The organism is Kushneria konosiri, from assembly GCF_002155145.1.
In the GTDB taxonomy this organism is placed as follows: domain Bacteria; phylum Pseudomonadota; class Gammaproteobacteria; order Pseudomonadales; family Halomonadaceae; genus Kushneria; species Kushneria konosiri.
Window position 1 is genome coordinate 2,212,694 of record NZ_CP021323.1, and the last position, 18,192, is coordinate 2,230,885.

Below are 18,192 nucleotides of genomic sequence, written 5' to 3' on the forward strand. Positions count from 1 at the left end.
AGTTTCCCCGGATGATGGTTTTATGGGCCATTCTGGAAATAGGCCCATAAAACATCGCTATTTCCGGGAGGGATCAGAGACGGCGCCAGTCACAATGAGCTAGAGCATTGATGACGATGAGTTTTTGCGCGGTGGAAGCGGACCGCCCTGTGCATCAGGATGAATCAGAAAAGGGGCAGCAGTTTGGTAGATGAACCCACACCACTTCGCCCGGACCCCGTTGGCGAAAAGGAGAGCGACCCGCTTTTGCAGTCGCTCGTCTTTCTTTCCCGTTATCACGGGGAACCTCGCTCGGGCGAGGCCATCAGCGCTGGTCTGCCGCTGGATGACGGGCGACTGACGCTGTCGCTTTTGCCGCGTGCCGCCCAGCGTGCCGGCCTTTCGGCCAAGCTGGTCAGCCAGCAGCCCGATCGCGTCGCCGATATCCTGTTGCCCTGTATCGTGATTCTCAAGGGGCGTCGTGCTGCGATCATGCTGTCACGCGACAGCGAGCGCAAAAACGCCACCATCTATCTGCCCGAAGCTGACGGCACCCAGCAGATCCTCATGGATAGCCTGTGTGAGGAAGCAACCGGCCAGATCGTCTATATCCGCCGTGAGCACCGCTTTGACGAGCGCGCGCCGGAGACCGTTAAGCTGGCCGAAGGCCACTGGTTCTGGTCGACACTGAAGCTCTCCACCCCGATTTATCGCGATGTTCTGATCGCCTCGCTTCTGATCAATCTGTTTGCGCTGGCGGCGCCGCTTTTCACCATGAATGTCTATGACAAGGTGGTGCCCAACATGGCGTTCGATACGCTCTGGGTACTGGCCAGCGGCATGGGCATCATTGTGGCGTTTGATCTATTGGTGCGTCAGGTGCGGGCCTTCTTTCTCGATACGGCCGGACGCAAGTCGGAGGTGCTGCTCTCCGCAAAAATCTTTGCCAAGGTCATGAACCTTCGCATGGACGCTCGCCCCGTGTCGGTCGGGGCGTTTGTCAAGAATCTGCAGGAGTTCGACTCGGTTCGCGACTTCTTCACCTCCATGACCATGACCACTCTGGTCGATATGCCCTTTGCCATCTTCTTTTTGGTGGTGATCTGGATTGTGGGCGGCCCGCTGGTATGGGTACCCGTCATTGCGCTGCTGATCCTGCTGGGATACAGCATCGTGATTCAGTGGCCGATGAAGCGCTCGATCGAGCTGGGCTCACGTCTGGCGACCGAAAAACATGCGCGTCTGGTCGAGAGCGTGGCCGGGCTTGAAAGCCTCAAGCTTGCCAATGCCCAGGGCGACACCCAGCGCCGCTACGAGCGCGCGGTTGGTGAGATTTCCCGCTGGGGCGTGAAAAGCCGAAACCTCTCGACGTCCGTCTCGTCGCTTACCATGAGCGTCAACCAGCTGGCGACCGTGGCGCTGGTCATTTATGGCGTCTATCTGATCGGGGATGCGCAGCTCTCCATGGGCGCCCTGATTGCCGCGGTCATGCTGACTGGCCGGGCGCTGCAGCCACTGGCACAGATGGCGCTCTTGATTACTCGTCTGGGGCAGACCCGCAGTGCGATGGCGGCCATCGATCAGATCATGCAGATGCCCGATGAAGTCGAAGAGGGCAAGAACTATGTGCATCGTGATCGTCTCAATATGCGCATCGAGTTTGACCACGTCGGCTTTCAGTATGCCCCGGAGTCTCCCGAGATCCTGCATGATGTCTCGCTGACCATCGAGCCCGGCGAGCGTATCGGGATTATCGGTCGCATGGGGGCCGGCAAAAGCACCCTGCAGCGCATGATGACCGGACTTTACCGCGCTACCAGCGGCAGCCTGCGCATTGATGGGCTGGACATCAATCAGCTTCATCCGGCCGATGTGCGCCGCCATATCGGTCATGCCGGTCAGGACAGCGCGCTCTTTTTTGGCACCATTCGTGAAAACATCACACTGGGCCAGCCGCATGCCAGTGACGAAGCCATTCAGCGGGCGGCCGATGTGGCCGGGGTGACCGAGTTTACCCGCCACGACCCGGACGGCCTCGATCGTCAGGTCGGCGAAGGTGGTCGTCTGCTTTCCAGCGGGCAGCGTCAGTCTGTGTTGATGGCCCGGGCGCTTTTAACCCGCGCGCCCCTGCTGCTGCTTGATGAGCCAGGTGCGCATCTGGATAACCGTGCCGAGGCACGGCTACGACGCGTACTGATCGAAATGCCGCGGAGTCAGACCGTCGTACTGGTGACCCATAAAAGCTCAATGCTGGAAGTGGTAGACCGTCTGATCGTGCTCGATCAGGGCCGCGTGATTGCCGATGGCCCGAAGGCCAGTGTTCTCAAGGCGCTCAATGAGGGGCGGGTACATGCGCCTGGCGCCGGCCCGGGACCGGGTGCCGGCAATGCAGGATCGGAGGTGCGCCATGGCACTACTGGCTAAATCGAGGCGCTGGCCGCGTCCTGGCAGTCATGAACTTGAACTGGCCGACGATGCCAGTGCGGCCATGCTGCTGGCCACGCCCTGGCGTTCGCGCATTCTGCTGTGGGTTCTCCTGGCGGTGCTGGCGGCCTTTATCACCTGGGCGGCGCTGGCGCATGTCGAGGTCGTCACCCGTGGCACCGGTCAGGTCGTCCCCTCAAGTCGGCTTCAGACCATTCAAAACCTGGAGGGCGGCATCGTGCGCGAGCTCTACGTCCGTCAGGGCGATATTGTCGAGCCGGGGCAGCCACTGGCCAGAATTGATCCAACCCGCGCCAGTTCCGATCTTGCCGAGCGGGAATCCACACTGGCGGGCCTTCAGTCCATTATTGCCCAGTATCAGGCCGAGCTTGCCTCGGTCAGCATCGATGCTTCTGTCGATAATTGGCAGGATCAGGTGGTCATCACCTCGAACCCACCTGAATTCGATGACGCGTTTCGCTCAAACAATCCGGCGCTGGCAGAGACGGCCACGGAAGGCTATCGCGAGCGAATCGGTGGGCTGCGTACCCAGCTGGACCAGGCCCGTGATCAGATTGCCCAGCGCAATCAGGAGCTCAGCGAGCTTCGTGCCAGGGTCGGAAGTCTGTCTCGCAGCTATCAGCTGGCCAGTCAGCAGCTGGCGATTACTTCACCGCTGGTGCAGGAAGGGGTCGTTTCCCGAGTGGATCTGCTCGAGCAGCAGCGGCAGGTCAACGACCTGCGCGGCGAACTCGAGTCGGCACGTCTGTCGATTCCTTCCAAGCAGTCCGAGCTGCAGGAAGCCATCAGCCGACGGCGTGATCTGGCCGCTCAGTTCCGGGTACGCAGTGCCGATGCCCTGAGTGAGGCGCGAGGCCGCCTGGAGAGTCAGCAGCAGGGACGTGCCAGCCTTCAGGATCGACTGGATCGAACGCTGGTGACCTCACCGGTGCAGGGCAGCGTGCGCACCATCAACGTCAATACCATCGGTGGCGTGATCGAGCCCGGGGCAAGCCTCATGGAGATCGTGCCCATCGATGATCAGCTGCAGATCGATGTGCGTATTCCGCCGCGTGATATCGGCTTCATTCATCCGGGGCTGCCCGCCACCGTCAAGCTTTCAGCCTATGACTTCACCATCTATGGCGGTCTCAAGGGCGTTGTTCAGCGTATCAGTCCGGATACGGTACAGGATGAAAAGGGCAACAGTTTCTACGAGGTCACGGTCGTGACCGATCAGAATCATCTGGGTCGTGACAATAACGCCATGACCATCATTCCCGGCATGCAGGCCACCGTGGATGTCATTACGGGAAATCAGACCATTTTGCAGTATCTGCTCAAGCCGATATTGAGAGCGCAGCAGGGCGCGCTGCGGGAACGCTGATGGCGGTCACGCAAAAAAAAGACAAAGGGATCAGGGGGTTCATGATGAAAAAGGGGTGGGCCGGGTATTTGGTGCTCTCACTTGCAGGGGGCGCGCAGGCGCAGTCGCTCGATGATGCCGTGACGCAGGCCATCATGGAAAACCCCATAACGCGCACGGAAGTTGCCCGCTATGAGCAGTTCAGAGACGATGCTCGCGCGCAGCGGGGCGCGTGGCTGCCATCGGTGGATCTGGAAGCGCGTGCCGGGCGTGGCAGCAACGAAAGTGAAGTCAATGGTCTCGACCGCTCGAGCGATCCGCACAGCTATCGCCGTGGTTCCATCACGCTGTCACAGCTGATCTGGGACAATAACCGTACCCTTGAGCGTGTGCGTAATGCCGACAGTCAGGTTGATTATCAGCGCTGGGAGGTGGCGGCGGCGGCCAATCGGGTAGGGCTTGCCACCGTCGAGACCTATCTGGATGTGCTGCAGACTCAGCGACTGATTGAGCTGGCCGAGCGTAACGTCGATACCCATCAGCGCATTGCCGCCGATATCCGTCGCCGTAGCGAGCTGGGCGCCGGTACTGCCACCGACGCCAGCCAGGTGGATGGTCGTCTGGCGCGGGCCCAGTCCAGTCTGATTGCCGCCTACAACAATCGCGAAGATGCCATCTCTTCCTTCGTGCGTCTGGTGGGAGAGCCTCCCCGGGATCTGGCGTTGCCGGAGGCGGTCGACCTTGCCCCCGTGCCCGATGGTCTTGACCAGGCGCTGGCCATGGCCAACGAGCAGAACCCGATTCTGATGGCCGCCCGTCATTCCGTGACGGCAGCCGGTCATGAGGTGGGGGCCGAGCGGGCAGACTTTTTGCCTGAGCTGCGCTTTCAGGCCAGTCGACTGGCCAGTCGGGATTACGATTTTGAAGGCAGTGACTCCGATGACTGGAACGCCGGTCTGGTGATGTCGTGGAATCTGTATCGCGGAGGCATCGATTCGGCGGAACTGCGCGCGCGTCAGCACTCGCTGGAGGCGGTGCAGTACGACAGTGACCGCGCACTGCGAGAAGTCCGTGACGAGCTGCGCCTGGCCTGGAATGCCCGCGATTATGTGACCAGCCAGTTGCCCTATCTGGCCCGGCACATGAGTGCCAGTGAGCAGACCCGGGTCAATTATCGCAAGCAGTTTGATATTGGCCGGCGCACCCTGCTGGATGTGCTGGACAGTGAAACCGAGCTTTATAGTGCCCAGCAGGATCAGCTACAGGCGCGTTTTGCCCTGATTCGCGCGCAATATCGGTTACTGGCCGTGACCGGTAACCTGCTGGATACCCTTCAGATTCGCATTGATCTGGACGATGTTGATGGAGATGAGTTGCTCGAGGTGAGCGCTGCCGGACAGGGAGTCGGTTCATGAGCCTCTTTCGTCGCCTCGTGCTGGGCGTGGCCGGGCTACTGCTGGTCTTTTCGCTGGGCGTGTTCGTCATTGACGTGCACCAGACACGCCAGTCGCTGGTGGAAAGCCAGCGCATGGAGGTTTCCAATCTTGCCCAGGGACTGAGTCTGACGCTGGCGCGCTTTGTCGCGGACGAGGATTGGACCAGTGCGCGCACACTGCTGCAGGCGACCGCCGACGGTGGCTTCATCAATGCGCTCAGGCTTGAGGCGCCGACACTTGCCTCGCCCATGGTCATTGAAAGCGAAACCAGTACCCGGGCCCCCGGTTGGTTTCAGTGGTTGATTGCGCTGCCACAGCTCAGTGCCCAGCGAGACATTCCCGGCGGCTGGGTGGCGCTGGGCACCGTGTCACTTGAGGCCGACAATACGGAAACCTATGACCAGCTCTGGTCACTGGGTACACGACTGCTGCTCTGGCTGGTCGTCGGCATGCTCTTGGCGCTGGGACTGTGCGCGCTGGGCTTTCGTCATCTGCTGACGCCTCTTCACCGTCTCTCCAGCTATATCGAAACCCTGCAGATCGAAGGGTATGCAGGCCCCATCGAGTCCACTCGCATTAGTGAGCTCAAGGGCATCACCGAGGCCGTCAATCAGCTCAGTGCACGACTCAGTGACCAGTTCGTGGCACAGACTGCTCAGGTGATTCGTCTGCAGCGCATGGCCGAGCAGGATGCGGTCTCAAAGCTGGGCAATCGCGCCTATCTGACCCGTATTCTGGATGAATGGCTGGCGGCGCCCGAAAGCGGAGCCCTCATGATCCTGCGGATTGATCACCTCAGTGAAATCTATCGCCGTAATGGATTTGAGCAGCGCGATAACGCGATCCGTGCCATCGGCGATTACCTTTCGAGCATCAACGTGCAGGGCGCTCCCATTCAGGCCGCCAGGCTCTCGGCTGAAGAATTTGCCGTGATCGTACCGGATGACAGCGATGACGGGCGCGAAGAGCTCTTGCTCACGCTGCTGAATCGAATCGACGATATCGTGGACATCAACCCGCTGGATGAATCGCGCATACATCATGCCCGCGCCGGGGTCGTATTGCGTGAGCCGGGATTGCAACGCGCCACCATGCTGTCCAAGGCAGACAGCGCACTGCGCGAGGCCATTGAAACCGATCAGCGCTGGTACACCGCACCCCGGGAAGCGCCCCACAACGAGCGCAGCCGCGGTGAATGGCGCATGGTGATCGACCGTGCGCTGGCCGCCAACGCTGCCAATTTCGTCGCGCAGCCTGTACTGCTCAACGATGGTGAGGAGCTGCATCGAGAGCTTTTCATGCGTCTCCGAGAGGGCGATGAGGTGCATCTGGCCTCGACCTTTCTTCCCATTGCACGTCATTTCGGTATCGGCGCGCAGATGGACCGTTATGTGCTGGACTGGCTAAGCCAGCATGGTCATGACCTCGATAGCCGCCTGGCGGTCAATCTGACTCAGGATCTGGTGGGAAGTGATTCTGAGGTCGACGGTCTGATCGAGTGGCTGAAAATGTACCCCACGCTGGCTCGCCGTCTTGATATCGAAGTGACGGAAGAGTGCGTGTTGCGCCACACCGACAACGTACAGCGGCTGTTTCGCGTGGCGTGGCATCTCGGCGGGCGCGGCGGCATTGATCGGTTTGCCCGTGACCTGAACTCCCTGCCGATTCTTGCCAGACTGCGGCCGGACTACGTCAAGATCGATCAGACCTTCTTTGTACGTGACGATGTTGACAACGAGTTTCTGCACAGCCTGTGTATGGCAGCCCACCAGATCGAAGCGCTGGTGATCGTGACGCGGGTTGAATCCGAGGCACAGCGTGCCAGGGTTACCGAGATCGGTGCCGATGGCTATCAGGGGTATCTGGCACCGGCCGTGCCATTGAATCCAGGGGTTCATTGATTTACGCATCGGCCGATAGACAAACATGACCTGAACCGGGAATGTCTGCTGATGTGTCGATGGGGCCGATGGGGATTGACAGCGCTGCTGGGGATCACCATTCCGGTGATGGCCGGAATGCTGTCGAGTGCCTCAACGCCGGTGCCTGCCGCCATCACTGCCCACTATGGCAGCCCGGGACTTGAACGAGTGCAGCAATGGCGATCGCTGGTGGCCCGACTCCAGGGGCAGCCGGTCCCCGTGCAACTGGCCGGGGTCAACGACTTTTTCAATCGACTGGATTTTGTGGACGATATCGACGTCTGGCGCCAGGAGGACTATTGGGCCACGCCCATCGAGTTTCTCGGCATCGGGCGCGGTGACTGCGAAGAGTTCGCCCTGGCCAAATACCTGACCCTGCGCGAACTCGGAGTGCCTGATGCGCAGCTGCGCCTTCACTACGTCAAGTATGTGCCCTATAACCAGTTTCACATGGTGCTTTCCTGGGCGGCTGCGCCACAGCAGATGCCGGTGATTCTGGATAACATCGATAAAACCATTGAAGCGGCCACTTCTCGCCGTGATCTGATCCCCATCTATAGTTTCAACGGCAGCAACCTCTGGACCAGTACCGCGGGCGGTCAGGAGGCGTCTGTCGGTGACTCCGGTCGCCTGAGCCGCTGGGAAGACTGGCAGGTACGTGTGCGAGGCGGTGTCATGCACACACCCTGACCCTACTACCAATGTGGCGGTGCTTTTCCCGCTGGATCACGTCTGCCCCCTGCCTTTTGAGGGTCTCCTCTGCGTATACTGATATACCTGTTGGCGACGTCTTGTCGCCGGAAGTGTTTGTCAACGGAGACCTGTCATGAGCTGGACCCCCACCCGTGAAGCCTTTGATCAGTACATGCTGCCCAACTATTCACCCCAGAAGGTGATACCGGTGCGCGGTGAGGGTAGCCGCCTGTGGGACCAGGAGGGTCGTGAATACATCGACTTCGCCGGGGGCATTGCCGTCAACGGTCTGGGGCATCGCCATCCAGCGCTGATGGAAGCCCTGAAGACGCAAAGCGAGAAGATCTGGCACCTCTCCAATGTCTATACCAATGAGCCTGCCCTGAAGCTGGCCCGCACGCTGGTTGAGAAGACCTTCGCCGACAAGGTGTTCCTGTGCTCCTCGGGGCCGAGGCCAACGAGGCGGCTCTGAAGCTGGCGCGTCGCTATGCCCATGACACGGTCGGCGAGCAGAAGCACCGTATTGTTTCCTTTCGACAGTCCTTTCACGGGCGTACCTTCTTCACCGTCAGCGTCGGCGGCCAGCCCAAGTATTCCCAGGGATTCGGGCCGGTGCCGGGCGGTATCAAACACGGTACCTACAACGATCTCGACAGCGCCCGCGAACTGATCAATGACGATACCTGTGCGGTCATCGTCGAGCCGATGCAGGGCGAGGGCGGTGTCACACCGGCGACACCCGAATTTCTCGAGGGGCTGCGCAAGCTCTGTGACGATCACAGGGCGCTGCTGATCTTTGACGAGGTCCAGTGTGGTGTCGGGCGCAGCGGTCATCTTTACGCCTACATGCATTACGGTATTACCCCTGACATCCTGACCTCGGCCAAGGCGCTGGGTGGCGGCTTCCCGATGGGGGCGATGATGACCACTGACGAGATCGCCCGCGTGTTTGTGGTGGGGACTCATGGTTCAACCTATGGCGGCAATCCGCTGGGGTCCGCAGTGGCTCTGGCAGCGGTGGAAACCATCAGTTCGCCCGAAGTGCTTCTGGGCGTCGAGGCGCGCTCGCAGCGTTTCCGTGAGCATCTGCAAAGGCTCAACGAGAAGTACGACTGCTTCAGTGATATTCGTGGTCTGGGCCTGCTGCTGGGGGCGGAATTCAAGCCCTCCTTTGGCGAGCGCGGCCGTGACGTGCTGGCCGCGGCGACCGAAGAGGGGTTGATGATGCTGGTGGCCGGTCCCAACGTGCTGCGATTTGCACCGTCGCTGGTCATCGAGATGGAGGTCATCGATGAGGGCATGGCGTGTCTCGACCGTGCACTGGCGAAGGTGATGGCCAACAGCTGACGGGGGCTTTGTCATGTCACTGATTGTACGCAGTGCCACCCCCGCCGATCTCGACGCCATCATGGCCATGGCCATGATGGCGCGTCCGGCCCTGACCAATCTGCCTGCCGATCGTGAGCGTCTGAAGGCGCGTCTGGCCCTGAGTCAGGCGGCGCTGTCGACGGGTATTGATCGCCCGGGGGATGAGCAGTACATGCTGGTGGCGGAGACCGATTCGGGGGAGGTCATCGCCACGGCCACCATCAAGGCGCTGGCCGGGGGGCGGGAGGCCTATTACACCTATCGTCAGGAAACGCTGATTCACGCCTCGCAGCAGCTCGACGTGCGCCGCGAAGTCAATATCCTTTCCATTTCGCATGAGATGTCTCACGCCACGCTTTTGTGCGCGCTGGCCACCACCGATCACGATCAGGCGGCCAGCGCCAGGCATCTGCTGCGCGCTGCTCGACTGGCATTGATTGTCCGGTCTCCTGAACGCTTTGCTCCGACGCTTTTTGTGGCCCTTTCCGGCTATCGTGAGGCCGGGCGAACCCCGTTCTGGGATGGTGTCGGGCGTCATTTCTTCTCGCGGGATTTCGACGAGATTCATCGAGCGGCCAGCCTGGGGTCGAGAAGTTTTATCGGTGAAGTCATGCCGCCATTTCCGCTTTATTTACCCCTGCTGGATGACCAGGCCCGCGAGGCCATCGGACGTGCCGGCGACAATCATCTCGAGGCAGTGAGGGCCTGGCAGCGGGAGGGATTTCGCCTGTCGCGCCACGTTGATCTGCTTGATGGCGGCCCGCTGCTGGAAGCCTCGCGCGACCATCTACCACACGGTCAGTGGCTGCCCGCACAGATCGCCGAGACGATGCCAGAAAATGCCTGTCCGGGGACCATGCTGATCACCCCGCAACGGCTGGGCGATTTCAGAACCTGTGTGGTGACAGCCGCCATCAACGAGCATGGGCAGTGCGTCATGGATGCCAACAGCGCACGTCGTCTTTCAGTCGAGGCCGACGAGCCGGTGCTGGTGATTCCCTTTGGTCAAACAAGTGATTCGGAGGGACGTCCATGCTGATTCGCCCCATCGAGGAAGGCGACATCGATGCCCTGCAGGCGATCGCCGTTGAAACCGGCCCCGGCTTTACCTCATTGCCGGACAGTCGCGACTTTCTGATCGACAAGATTGCCCACGCCCGCGAGAGCTTTCAGCGCACTCAGGAGGCAGGCGAGGGCATCAATGAGGCCGCGCTTTACTTTTTCGTGCTTGAGGATGATCGCCAACCGCTGGACAGCGCCGATCGTCTGGCCGGCTGCTGCGCGATCGAGGCACGCGTCGGGCTTGACGCGCCGTTTTATCACTATCGCATCGGTCAGCTGGCGCACTCGTCCAGCCATCTCGAGCTGCATCGAACGCTGGATACGCTGTTTCTGTGCTCCGACCACACCGGTTCTGCCGAGGTGTGTTCGCTCTATCTGCGAAAGCGGTGGCGCGGTGAGGCGCAGCGACCGATGCGCAACGGCACGCTTTTGTCGCGGGCGCGATGGCTGTTCATGGCCGGCTTTCGTGAACGCTTCCCGGGCCGGGTGCTGGCTGAAATGCGTGGTCGCTTTGACGACGACGGTAAAAGTCCATTCTGGGAGGCACTGGGCCAGAAGTTTCTGCCCATTGAATTTCAGCGCGCCGATCATCTCACCGGCATGGGAGAGAAAGGCTTCATCGGCGAGATGATGCCGCGCCATCCGATCTGCACCTCCTTTCTGCCGCCGAGTGCCCGGGCCTGTATTGGCCAGGTACATACCCAGACCCGCCCGGCGCTGGCCATGCTCAATCGTGACGGCCTGCGCTTTGAGGGCTACATCGACATCTTTGACGGCGGCCCGACCGTTGAAGCCTACATTGATGATGTGCGCTCGATCCGTGACAGCCTGACGGCCCGTGTCAGCATCGAGACGGCGCTGTCGACGGAGGAGCGACCGGGGTGGCTTGCAGCCACGACCGGGGCGGCTGCGGACTTTCGTGCCGGCTGGGTCGGGCGTGGCCCGCAGGAGGGTGTGATTGCCCTGACGCCAGAAGAGGCGAAGCGTCTGAACGTTGAAGAGGGAGAGACGCTCAGGCTGCTGGCCACCTGAGCGCGCCATGTTCATGGAGGATGAGATGAGTATCGAGATCACGCAGCAGCTGTTGGTGGACGGTCAATGGACCCCGGGCGAGGGCGAGGCGTTTGACAAGCATGACCCGGTCAGCGGTGAGCGACTCTGGCAGGGGCGAGGTGCCAGCGCGGGGCAGGTGGCGCGCGCCATCGAGGCTGCGCGCCAGGCCTTTCCCGACTGGGCACGCCAGCCGCTTGAGGCGCGCATCACATTGCTGGAAGCCTTTCGCGAGCGTCTGGAGCATCACCGCAGCGCCCTGGCCGATACCATCGCCCGGGAGACCGGCAAGCCACGGTGGGAGGCCGGTACCGAAGTTCAGGCCATGATTGGCAAGATCGCGATCTCCATTGCTGCCTGGCATGAACGCACGCCCACGCGCGTACGTGAAAACGCGGGAGTACGCGCTGTAGTGCGCCATCGCCCCCACGGCGTCATGGCCGTATTTGGCCCCTACAACTTCCCCGGTCACCTGCCCAACGGCCATATCGTGCCGGCACTTCTGGCCGGCAATACGGTGGTCTTCAAACCGAGCGAGCTGACGCCGGCCACCGCTGATCTGGTGCTCTCCTGCTGGCAGGAGGCGGGACTGCCGCCCGGTGTGATCAATCTGGTGCAGGGCGGTGTCGAGACCGGTCAGGCGCTGGCCGGTCACGACGGTATCGACGGGCTGCTCTTTACCGGCAGTGAGGGAACCGGCAGACGTCTGCATGAAGGCATGGGAGGGCGGCTCGATACCCTGCTGGCGCTGGAGCTGGGCGGTAACAATCCGCTGCTGGTGCATGACGTGCCGGAGGACCTCGAGGCGACGGTATTGACCATCATTCAGTCGGCCTATCTCTCGGGTGGCCAGCGCTGTACCTGCGCGCGACGCCTGCTGGTGCCGGTCGGGGCCGAGGGTAACCGTTTGATCGAGGCCCTTCGCTCGAGCCTGGCCACTCTGGTGGTAGGGCCGCAGTTTGACGGGCTGGACGGTCACGGCGAGCAGGAGCCGTTTTATAGCGGTCTGGTATCGCCCAATGCCGCGCACCGAATGCTCGATGCCCAGCAGCAGCTCGAGGCGATGGGGGCACGAGTGCTATCACGCATGGCGCCGGTGAAAGAGGGTACCAGTCTGCTGTCTCCGGGGCTGATCGATGTGACCGGTATTGACGTGCCGGACGAGGAATATTTCGGACCGCTTTTGAAGGTATACCGTTATCAAGGCTGGGAGGAGGCCATCGAAGAGGCCAACAACACGCGCTTTGGCCTGGCTGCCGGACTCGTGGGCGGTACCGCAGCGATCTGGGAAGACTTCGTGCTTCGCATTCGGGCCGGAGTGGTCAACTGGAACCGCCAGACCACCGGGGCGGCCAGTGATGCGCCCTTTGGCGGTGTGGGCGCCAGCGGCAATCATCGCCCCAGCGCCTGGTATGCGGCGGATTACTGCGCCTGGCCGGTCGCGTCCATGGAAAGCGATACGCTGGTGCTGCCGGATCAATTGCCACCCGGAATCACCCTGGCCCGTGTCGACGGCGAACAGGCAACATGAGGTAGAGGCGACATGGACAAGACGCTTGAGATCAACTTTGATGGTCTGGTCGGACCGACGCACAACTATGCAGGACTGGCACAGGGTAATCTGGCCTCGAAACGCCATGCCGGGCTGATCTCCAATCCACGTGAGGCGGCACTGCAGGGGCTTGAAAAGATGAAGGCCTCCGCCGATGCCGGCTTTCCTCAGGCCGTGCTGCCACCGCAGCAGCGTCCTGATATGGGATTGCTGCATCGTCTTGGCTATCGCGGCGCGCCAGAAGATGTGCTCCCCCGGGTAGGAAGCGAGGCGCCCGAGCTTTTATATGCCGCCTGCTCGGCGGCCGCCATGTGGACGGCCAACGCCGCCACCATCACGCCTTCGCGCGACACGCTGGATTCACGCGTACACATCACGCCCGCCAACATGCAGTCGGCGCTGCATCGCTCGATCGAGGCGTCGCAGACCGCGCGAACCCTTCAGGCGATCTTTCGTGACGAGCGACACTTTGCCCATCACTCCGCGCTGCCGTCCACCCCCTGGTTTTCCGACGAGGGTGCGGCCAACCATACGAGGCTGTGTGCCCATCATGGCGGGCCCGGGGTGCATCTGTTCGTGCATGGTGATCCGGCGCCGGATACCCTGGCAGCCCCGAAACATCATCGTCCGCGTCAGACCCTCAGAGCCTGCCGGGCACTGGCGCGCCAGCATGGCCTGAGCGATCAGCAGACCGTCTTCGCGCAGCAACATCCCGAGGCCATCGATGCCGGCGTTTTTCACAATGATGTGATCTGTGTCGGCAACGGGCCGGTACTGCTCTATCACGAACGTGCCTTTTTCGATGAGCGAGCGGTGCTGGAGGCACTGCGGGACCGTCTGGCCGCGCGCGCCGAGGGCCAGCCCCTGATTCCGGTTCGGGTGCCTGAAGAGGCCGTCACGCTCGAGGCGGCAGTGGCGAGCTATCTGTTCAACTCCCAGCTTCTGAGTCGGGAGGACGGCAGCATGACCCTGGTCGTACCCGGGGAGTGTGAAAGCGATGAATCGGTCTGGATGACGATCCAGAACCTGCTGCTCGGCGGTAATAACCCGATCAGCGAGGTCGTGGTACGCGACGTCAAACAGAGCATGCGCAACGGCGGTGGCCCGGCCTGTCTGCGCCTGCGCGTGGTGCTCAATGAGGCCGAGCGTCAGGCCATGAGCGGGCAGGTCATGCTCGACGATGCCCTTTATCAGGACCTCACGGCCTGGGTTGAGCGTCATTATCGGGATCGTCTGACACTCGAGGATCTCGCCGACCCGCAACTGGCGCATGAGTCGCTGGCGGCGCTGGATGAATTGACCACTCTACTGAAACTGGGATCGATCTATCCCTTCCAGCTGGAGCCCGGGACAGGATGAAACGGTTTTTGTAAGACCATGGTGGTAGCGCGCTGACGTGCTCTGTCACTGACACTGCAGGGCAGTTCACTAACGCTTTAGGGAGGTCATAACATGAAGGCAAGGGCACTGGTACTTGAGCGTCAAAACGAGCTGGCCCTGCGTGAGATCGAACTGCCCGATGAGGTCGGCCCGGACGAGGTGCGCATCAGCATGCACACCGTGGGCATCTGCGGCAGCGATATTCACTATTACACCCACGGGCGCATTGGTCCCTTTGTGGTTGAAGCGCCCATGGTGCTGGGTCACGAGGGTGCCGGGACCGTCACCGAAGTTGGCGCCAATGTGACCACGCTCTCCCCTGGTGACCGGGTCTGCATGGAGCCTGGCATTCCCGATCCGACATCACGCGCCTCGAAGCTTGGGATGTACAACGTCGATCCGGCCGTGCGCTTCTGGGCCACGCCACCGGTACATGGCTGTCTCACGCCCGAGGTCATCCATCCGGCGGCCTTTACCTTCAAGCTGCCGGACAGTGTCTCCTTTGCCGAAGGCGCCATGGTCGAGCCGTTTGCAGTGGGCATGCAGGCGGTGGTCAAGGCGAAGCTTCAGCCAGGAGATACCTGCGTGGTGACCGGCTGTGGTCCGATCGGACTGATGGTGGCGCTGGCAGCGCTCGCATCGGGCGCCAGCCGGGTGGTGATTTCTGATGTGGTCGACGACAAGCTCGATATCGCGGCTGGCTATGAGGGGCTGATTCCTGTCAACGTCGCGCGCGAGTCGCTGACCGAGCGCGTGGCTGAACTTGCCGGTGAGGGCTGGGGCGCCGATGTGGTGTTCGAGGCCAGCGGCAGTGCGCGGGTGTATGACGATGCGCTGGCCTGCGTGCGCCCGGGTGGCGCCATGGTGCTGGTCGGCATGCCGGTCGAGAAGGTCAGTCTCGATGTGGTGCTCGCCCAGACGAAGGAAGTCCGCATCGAGACCGTGTTTCGCTATGCCAACGTCTACGACCGTGCCATCGAGCTGATCGCCTCCGGCAAGGTGGATCTCAAGCCGTTGATCGTTGAAACCTTTGACTTCGAACAGAGCGTGGCGGCCTTTGATCGCGCCGTTGAGGCACGCCCTACCGACGTCAAACTGCAGATCAGGGTCGCCGACGACCGACACTGATCATATGATCGAAAAGGGGCAGGCACGACGTTCAGGCTTGCGTGCGTTAAGCTTGCCCCTTTTGCGAACGGTTGTGGAGGCATTCGATGTTTCTGGTCTGCGGTGAGGCCCTTTTTGATTTCTTTTCCGATGAGGGGCAGATTGCTCCGGACGCTTCATCGCTGTCGTTTACGGCGGTGGCCGGCGGCTCGCCCATGAATGTGGCCATCGGACTTTCGCGCCTTGAGCGGCAATCGGCATTTTTTACCGGGCTGGCCGGTGATGCGCTGGGTGAGCGCCTGCGCGCGGTACTCGCCAGCGAGTCGGTCAATACCGACTTCATGACCGAGATTCCCGGCAGTGCCACGACGCTTGCCATGGTCACGCTCGATGAAAACGGATCGCCGCGCTACGTCTTCTATAACCAGTGTGGCGCCGATCGCATGCTGGAACCGTCACATCTGCCGGCCAGCCTCGAAACCGTGCATGCCATCCACGTCGGCTCCTATGCGCTGGCCGTGTCACCGACCAGTGAAACGCTGGAGACGCTGGTCGCGCGTGAGCGGGATCGCTGCCTGATCTCGCTGGACCCCAATATTCGTCTAAAGGTCGAGCCTGATGTGGCGCGCTGGCGTGAGCGTATCGATACCTTTGCCGGTCATGCGCACCTGATCAAGATCAGCGATGAGGACCTTGATGCGCTCTATCCCGACAGGGCACCGGAAGAGGTTATCCGCGGCTGGCTGAGTGATCGCTGCCCGATGGTGATCATGACCCGTGGGGAAGAGGGCGTGACGCTTTTCACGAAGGATGGCAGCGAGTCGTTCTCTCCCGAAGCGATCCGGGTCACGGACACCGTGGGCGCCGGTGACAGTTTCATGGCGGCCCTTCTGGCATGGCTTGATGAGCAGAAGCTGGCCACGCCCGAAGGCCCCGGCCAGCTGACGCAGGATCAGCGTCGTGACATGGTCGAGTTTGCCATGCGGGCAGCCGCGCATACCTGCCAGCAGCGCGGTCCGGATCTGCCCCGTCGTCATGACATCGTGACGTAAATACCGTCACATTGATCCAACAGAAAGAGAGGGAATGTTCTCGGGAGCCCGTTGCGCGATATCACTGATTGGGGGGCTGTCGACATCGGTACTGGCCAGCAAAGGGACATTGATCTGCTAAAGCGCTGGATTACCGAGCACGACGACAGGGTATCCAGAAAGGCTCAATAAGCTTTCGCAGGACGAATGCCTCTCGCCTGATCCGTTCATGCAAGGCATGATGACAAGATGCCGGGTTCACGCTTGATTCGTGTCCGGGGATGGGCCGTCTCAAGGCGGCCCAACACAAAGCGACCAATAACAACAATCGCGAGGTGTCATCATGACACAGGATACGAAGCATGATAGCGGCGTTCGTCATGACGCCGTGACAGACGACTATCTGCAAAAGCGCCAGCTGAAAAAGGGGGCCGCCGGCTGGGTGCTGCTGGCAACGCTGGGGGTCTCCTATGTGATCTCCGGTGATTTTGCCGGCTGGAATCTGGGCATCGGCGTGGGCGGCTTTGGCGGCATGCTGGTCGCCACGATCCTGATGGCCATCATGTACACCGCCATGGTGCTGTCGCTGGCGGAGCTCTCCTCGTCGCTACCGACCGCCGGCGGCGGCTACAGCTTTGCCCGTCGGGCCATGGGGCCCTGGGGTGGCTATATCACCGGTACGGCCATCCTGCTGGAATACGCCATTGCCCCGGCGGCCATTGCCATCTTCATCGGCGGCTATGTCAACTCATTGATCGGGCTCGATGGGCCGCTGGTCTATGCCGCCTTCTATATCGTCTTTGTCGGGCTGCATCTTTGGGGGGCCGGTGAAGCGCTGCGGATCATGATGGGCGTAACAGCGCTGGCCGTGATTGCCATCATCGTGTTCATTGTCGGCATGCTGCCGCACTTTGACAGCGCGCGGCTTTTCGATATCGCTCCCGGCGATGCCGCAGGCGCCTCGGCTTTTCTGCCCAACGGCTATCTGGGCATCTGGGGGGCGATCCCCTTTGCCATGTGGCTGTTTCTGGCGGTCGAGGGTGTCCCGCTGGCTGCCGAGGAGTCGCGCCATCCCGGGCGTGACATGCCGCGCGGCATCATTGCCGCCATGGCCGTGCTGCTGGTCTTCGCCTTTTGCATGCTGCTGCTGGCCCCGGGTGGTGCCGGGGCTCAGGCCATGAGCACCTCGGCGGCGCCGCTGGTGGATGCGCTCAACGCCGTGTATGGGCTTGGCAGCTGGGCGGCAAGCTTTGTGAATCTGGTTGGCCTGTTCGGGCTGATTGCCTCGTTTTTCTCGATCATCTTTGGTTATTCACGCCAGGTGTTTGCCCTGTCACGGGCCGGCTATATTCCCCGGATACTGTCGATTACCAGTCGTCGCGGGGCACCGGTGCCGGCACTTGTGGTGCCCGGCATCATCGGTTTTTTGCTGTCGCTGACCGGGCAGGGCGATCTCATGATTACCATGGCGGTGTTCGGCGCCACCATCTCGTATGCCATGATGACGCTGTCGCACTGGCTGTTGCGCACCCGTGAACCTGACCTCGAACGGCCCTACCGGACGCCGGGTGGTCGATGGACCTCCGGGCTGGCGCTGGGGCTTTCCATCATTGCCTTTATCTCGACCTTCGTGGTTAGCCTGCAGGCCGCGCTCTGGGCGGGACTTTTCTACGCTCTAATGCTGGCCTGGTTTGGTTTTTACAGCCGCAAACGGCTGGTGGCGCAGGCCCCGGAGGAAGAGTTCGATGCCATTGCCAGCGCCGAGGCGACGCTGAAATGATGTTCAATAATCGGATTGGGTAACCGGGCTTGATAAAAGAGT

The 18,192-nt window shown here is 61.5% G+C and carries 12 protein-coding genes and 1 pseudogene; all 13 read left to right on the forward strand.

Annotated elements, in window-relative coordinates; translation table 11 throughout:
• Positions 1-183 precede the first annotated feature (183 nt).
• Positions 184-2,403 carry a type I secretion system permease/ATPase gene (locus B9G99_RS10250; protein WP_227875780.1) on the forward strand — a complete coding sequence of 740 codons (2,220 nt, stop codon included), beginning with the start codon at positions 184-186 and terminating at the stop codon, positions 2,401-2,403.
• Positions 2,387-3,790: an HlyD family type I secretion periplasmic adaptor subunit gene (locus B9G99_RS10255; protein ID WP_227875781.1), complete on the forward strand. Its 1,404-nt coding sequence runs from the start codon at positions 2,387-2,389 to the stop codon at positions 3,788-3,790. Before B9G99_RS10250 ends, B9G99_RS10255 begins: the two co-directional genes overlap by 17 nt.
• Before the next feature lie 41 nt (positions 3,791-3,831).
• On the forward strand, positions 3,832-5,184 hold the full coding sequence (locus B9G99_RS10260) for a TolC family outer membrane protein (RefSeq protein WP_158521486.1): 1,353 nt from the start codon (positions 3,832-3,834) through the stop codon (positions 5,182-5,184).
• Complete coding sequence (locus B9G99_RS10265) at positions 5,181-7,106, forward strand: EAL domain-containing protein (RefSeq protein ID WP_086622073.1); 1,926 nt, start codon at positions 5,181-5,183, stop codon at positions 7,104-7,106. Before B9G99_RS10260 ends, B9G99_RS10265 begins: the two co-directional genes overlap by 4 nt.
• 51 nt (positions 7,107-7,157) lie before the next feature.
• The gene (locus B9G99_RS10270) at positions 7,158-7,817 is read left to right on the forward strand and encodes a transglutaminase-like cysteine peptidase (RefSeq protein ID WP_086622074.1); all 660 of its coding nucleotides are present in this window, start codon (positions 7,158-7,160) and stop codon (positions 7,815-7,817) included.
• Positions 7,818-7,953: 136 nt separating this feature from the next.
• Positions 7,954-9,167, forward strand: a pseudogene (locus tag B9G99_RS10275) (aspartate aminotransferase family protein).
• Positions 9,168-9,180: 13 nt separating this feature from the next.
• A complete protein-coding gene (locus B9G99_RS10280) occupies positions 9,181-10,227 on the forward strand; it encodes an arginine N-succinyltransferase (protein ID WP_086622075.1) in 1,047 nt (348 codons plus the stop codon).
• Positions 10,221-11,282 (forward strand): arginine N-succinyltransferase, encoded by a 1,062-nt coding sequence (locus tag B9G99_RS10285; RefSeq protein ID WP_086622076.1) that lies wholly within the window; start codon positions 10,221-10,223, stop codon positions 11,280-11,282. Before B9G99_RS10280 ends, B9G99_RS10285 begins: the two co-directional genes overlap by 7 nt.
• A 31-nt stretch (positions 11,283-11,313) precedes the next feature.
• Positions 11,314-12,831 (forward strand): succinylglutamate-semialdehyde dehydrogenase, encoded by a 1,518-nt coding sequence (astD, locus tag B9G99_RS10290; protein WP_086623421.1) that lies wholly within the window; start codon positions 11,314-11,316, stop codon positions 12,829-12,831.
• A 12-nt stretch (positions 12,832-12,843) separates the two neighbouring features.
• Complete coding sequence (gene astB / locus B9G99_RS10295) at positions 12,844-14,211, forward strand: N-succinylarginine dihydrolase (protein WP_086622077.1); 1,368 nt, start codon at positions 12,844-12,846, stop codon at positions 14,209-14,211.
• Between the two features lie 93 nt (positions 14,212-14,304).
• Complete coding sequence (locus tag B9G99_RS10300; protein ID WP_086622078.1) at positions 14,305-15,360, forward strand: NAD(P)-dependent alcohol dehydrogenase; 1,056 nt, start codon at positions 14,305-14,307, stop codon at positions 15,358-15,360.
• Positions 15,361-15,446: 86 nt separating this feature from the next.
• Complete coding sequence (locus tag B9G99_RS10305) at positions 15,447-16,391, forward strand: carbohydrate kinase family protein (RefSeq protein WP_086622079.1); 945 nt, start codon at positions 15,447-15,449, stop codon at positions 16,389-16,391.
• Positions 16,392-16,713: 322 nt separating this feature from the next.
• Complete coding sequence (gene eat, locus B9G99_RS10310; protein ID WP_086622080.1) at positions 16,714-18,150, forward strand: ethanolamine permease; 1,437 nt, start codon at positions 16,714-16,716, stop codon at positions 18,148-18,150.
• Positions 18,151-18,192: the final 42 nt, after the last annotated feature.

Excerpts from the sequence above, each read along its gene's own strand:
- B9G99_RS10255 (WP_227875781.1), top strand. The coding sequence starts at position 2,387 with ATGGCACTACTGGCTAAATCGAGGCGCTGGCCGCGTCCTGGCAGTCAT.
- B9G99_RS10260 (WP_158521486.1), top strand. The coding sequence starts at position 3,832 with ATGATGAAAAAGGGGTGGGCCGGGTATTTGGTGCTCTCACTTGCAGGG.
- B9G99_RS10265 (WP_086622073.1), top strand. The coding sequence starts at position 5,181 with ATGAGCCTCTTTCGTCGCCTCGTGCTGGGCGTGGCCGGGCTACTGCTG.
- B9G99_RS10270 (WP_086622074.1), top strand. The coding sequence starts at position 7,158 with ATGTGTCGATGGGGCCGATGGGGATTGACAGCGCTGCTGGGGATCACC.
- B9G99_RS10280 (WP_086622075.1), top strand. The coding sequence starts at position 9,181 with ATGTCACTGATTGTACGCAGTGCCACCCCCGCCGATCTCGACGCCATC.
- B9G99_RS10285 (WP_086622076.1), top strand. The coding sequence starts at position 10,221 with ATGCTGATTCGCCCCATCGAGGAAGGCGACATCGATGCCCTGCAGGCG.
- astB (WP_086622077.1), top strand. The coding sequence starts at position 12,844 with ATGGACAAGACGCTTGAGATCAACTTTGATGGTCTGGTCGGACCGACG.
- B9G99_RS10300 (WP_086622078.1), top strand. The coding sequence starts at position 14,305 with ATGAAGGCAAGGGCACTGGTACTTGAGCGTCAAAACGAGCTGGCCCTG.
- B9G99_RS10305 (WP_086622079.1), top strand. The coding sequence starts at position 15,447 with ATGTTTCTGGTCTGCGGTGAGGCCCTTTTTGATTTCTTTTCCGATGAG.
- eat (WP_086622080.1), top strand. The coding sequence starts at position 16,714 with ATGACACAGGATACGAAGCATGATAGCGGCGTTCGTCATGACGCCGTG.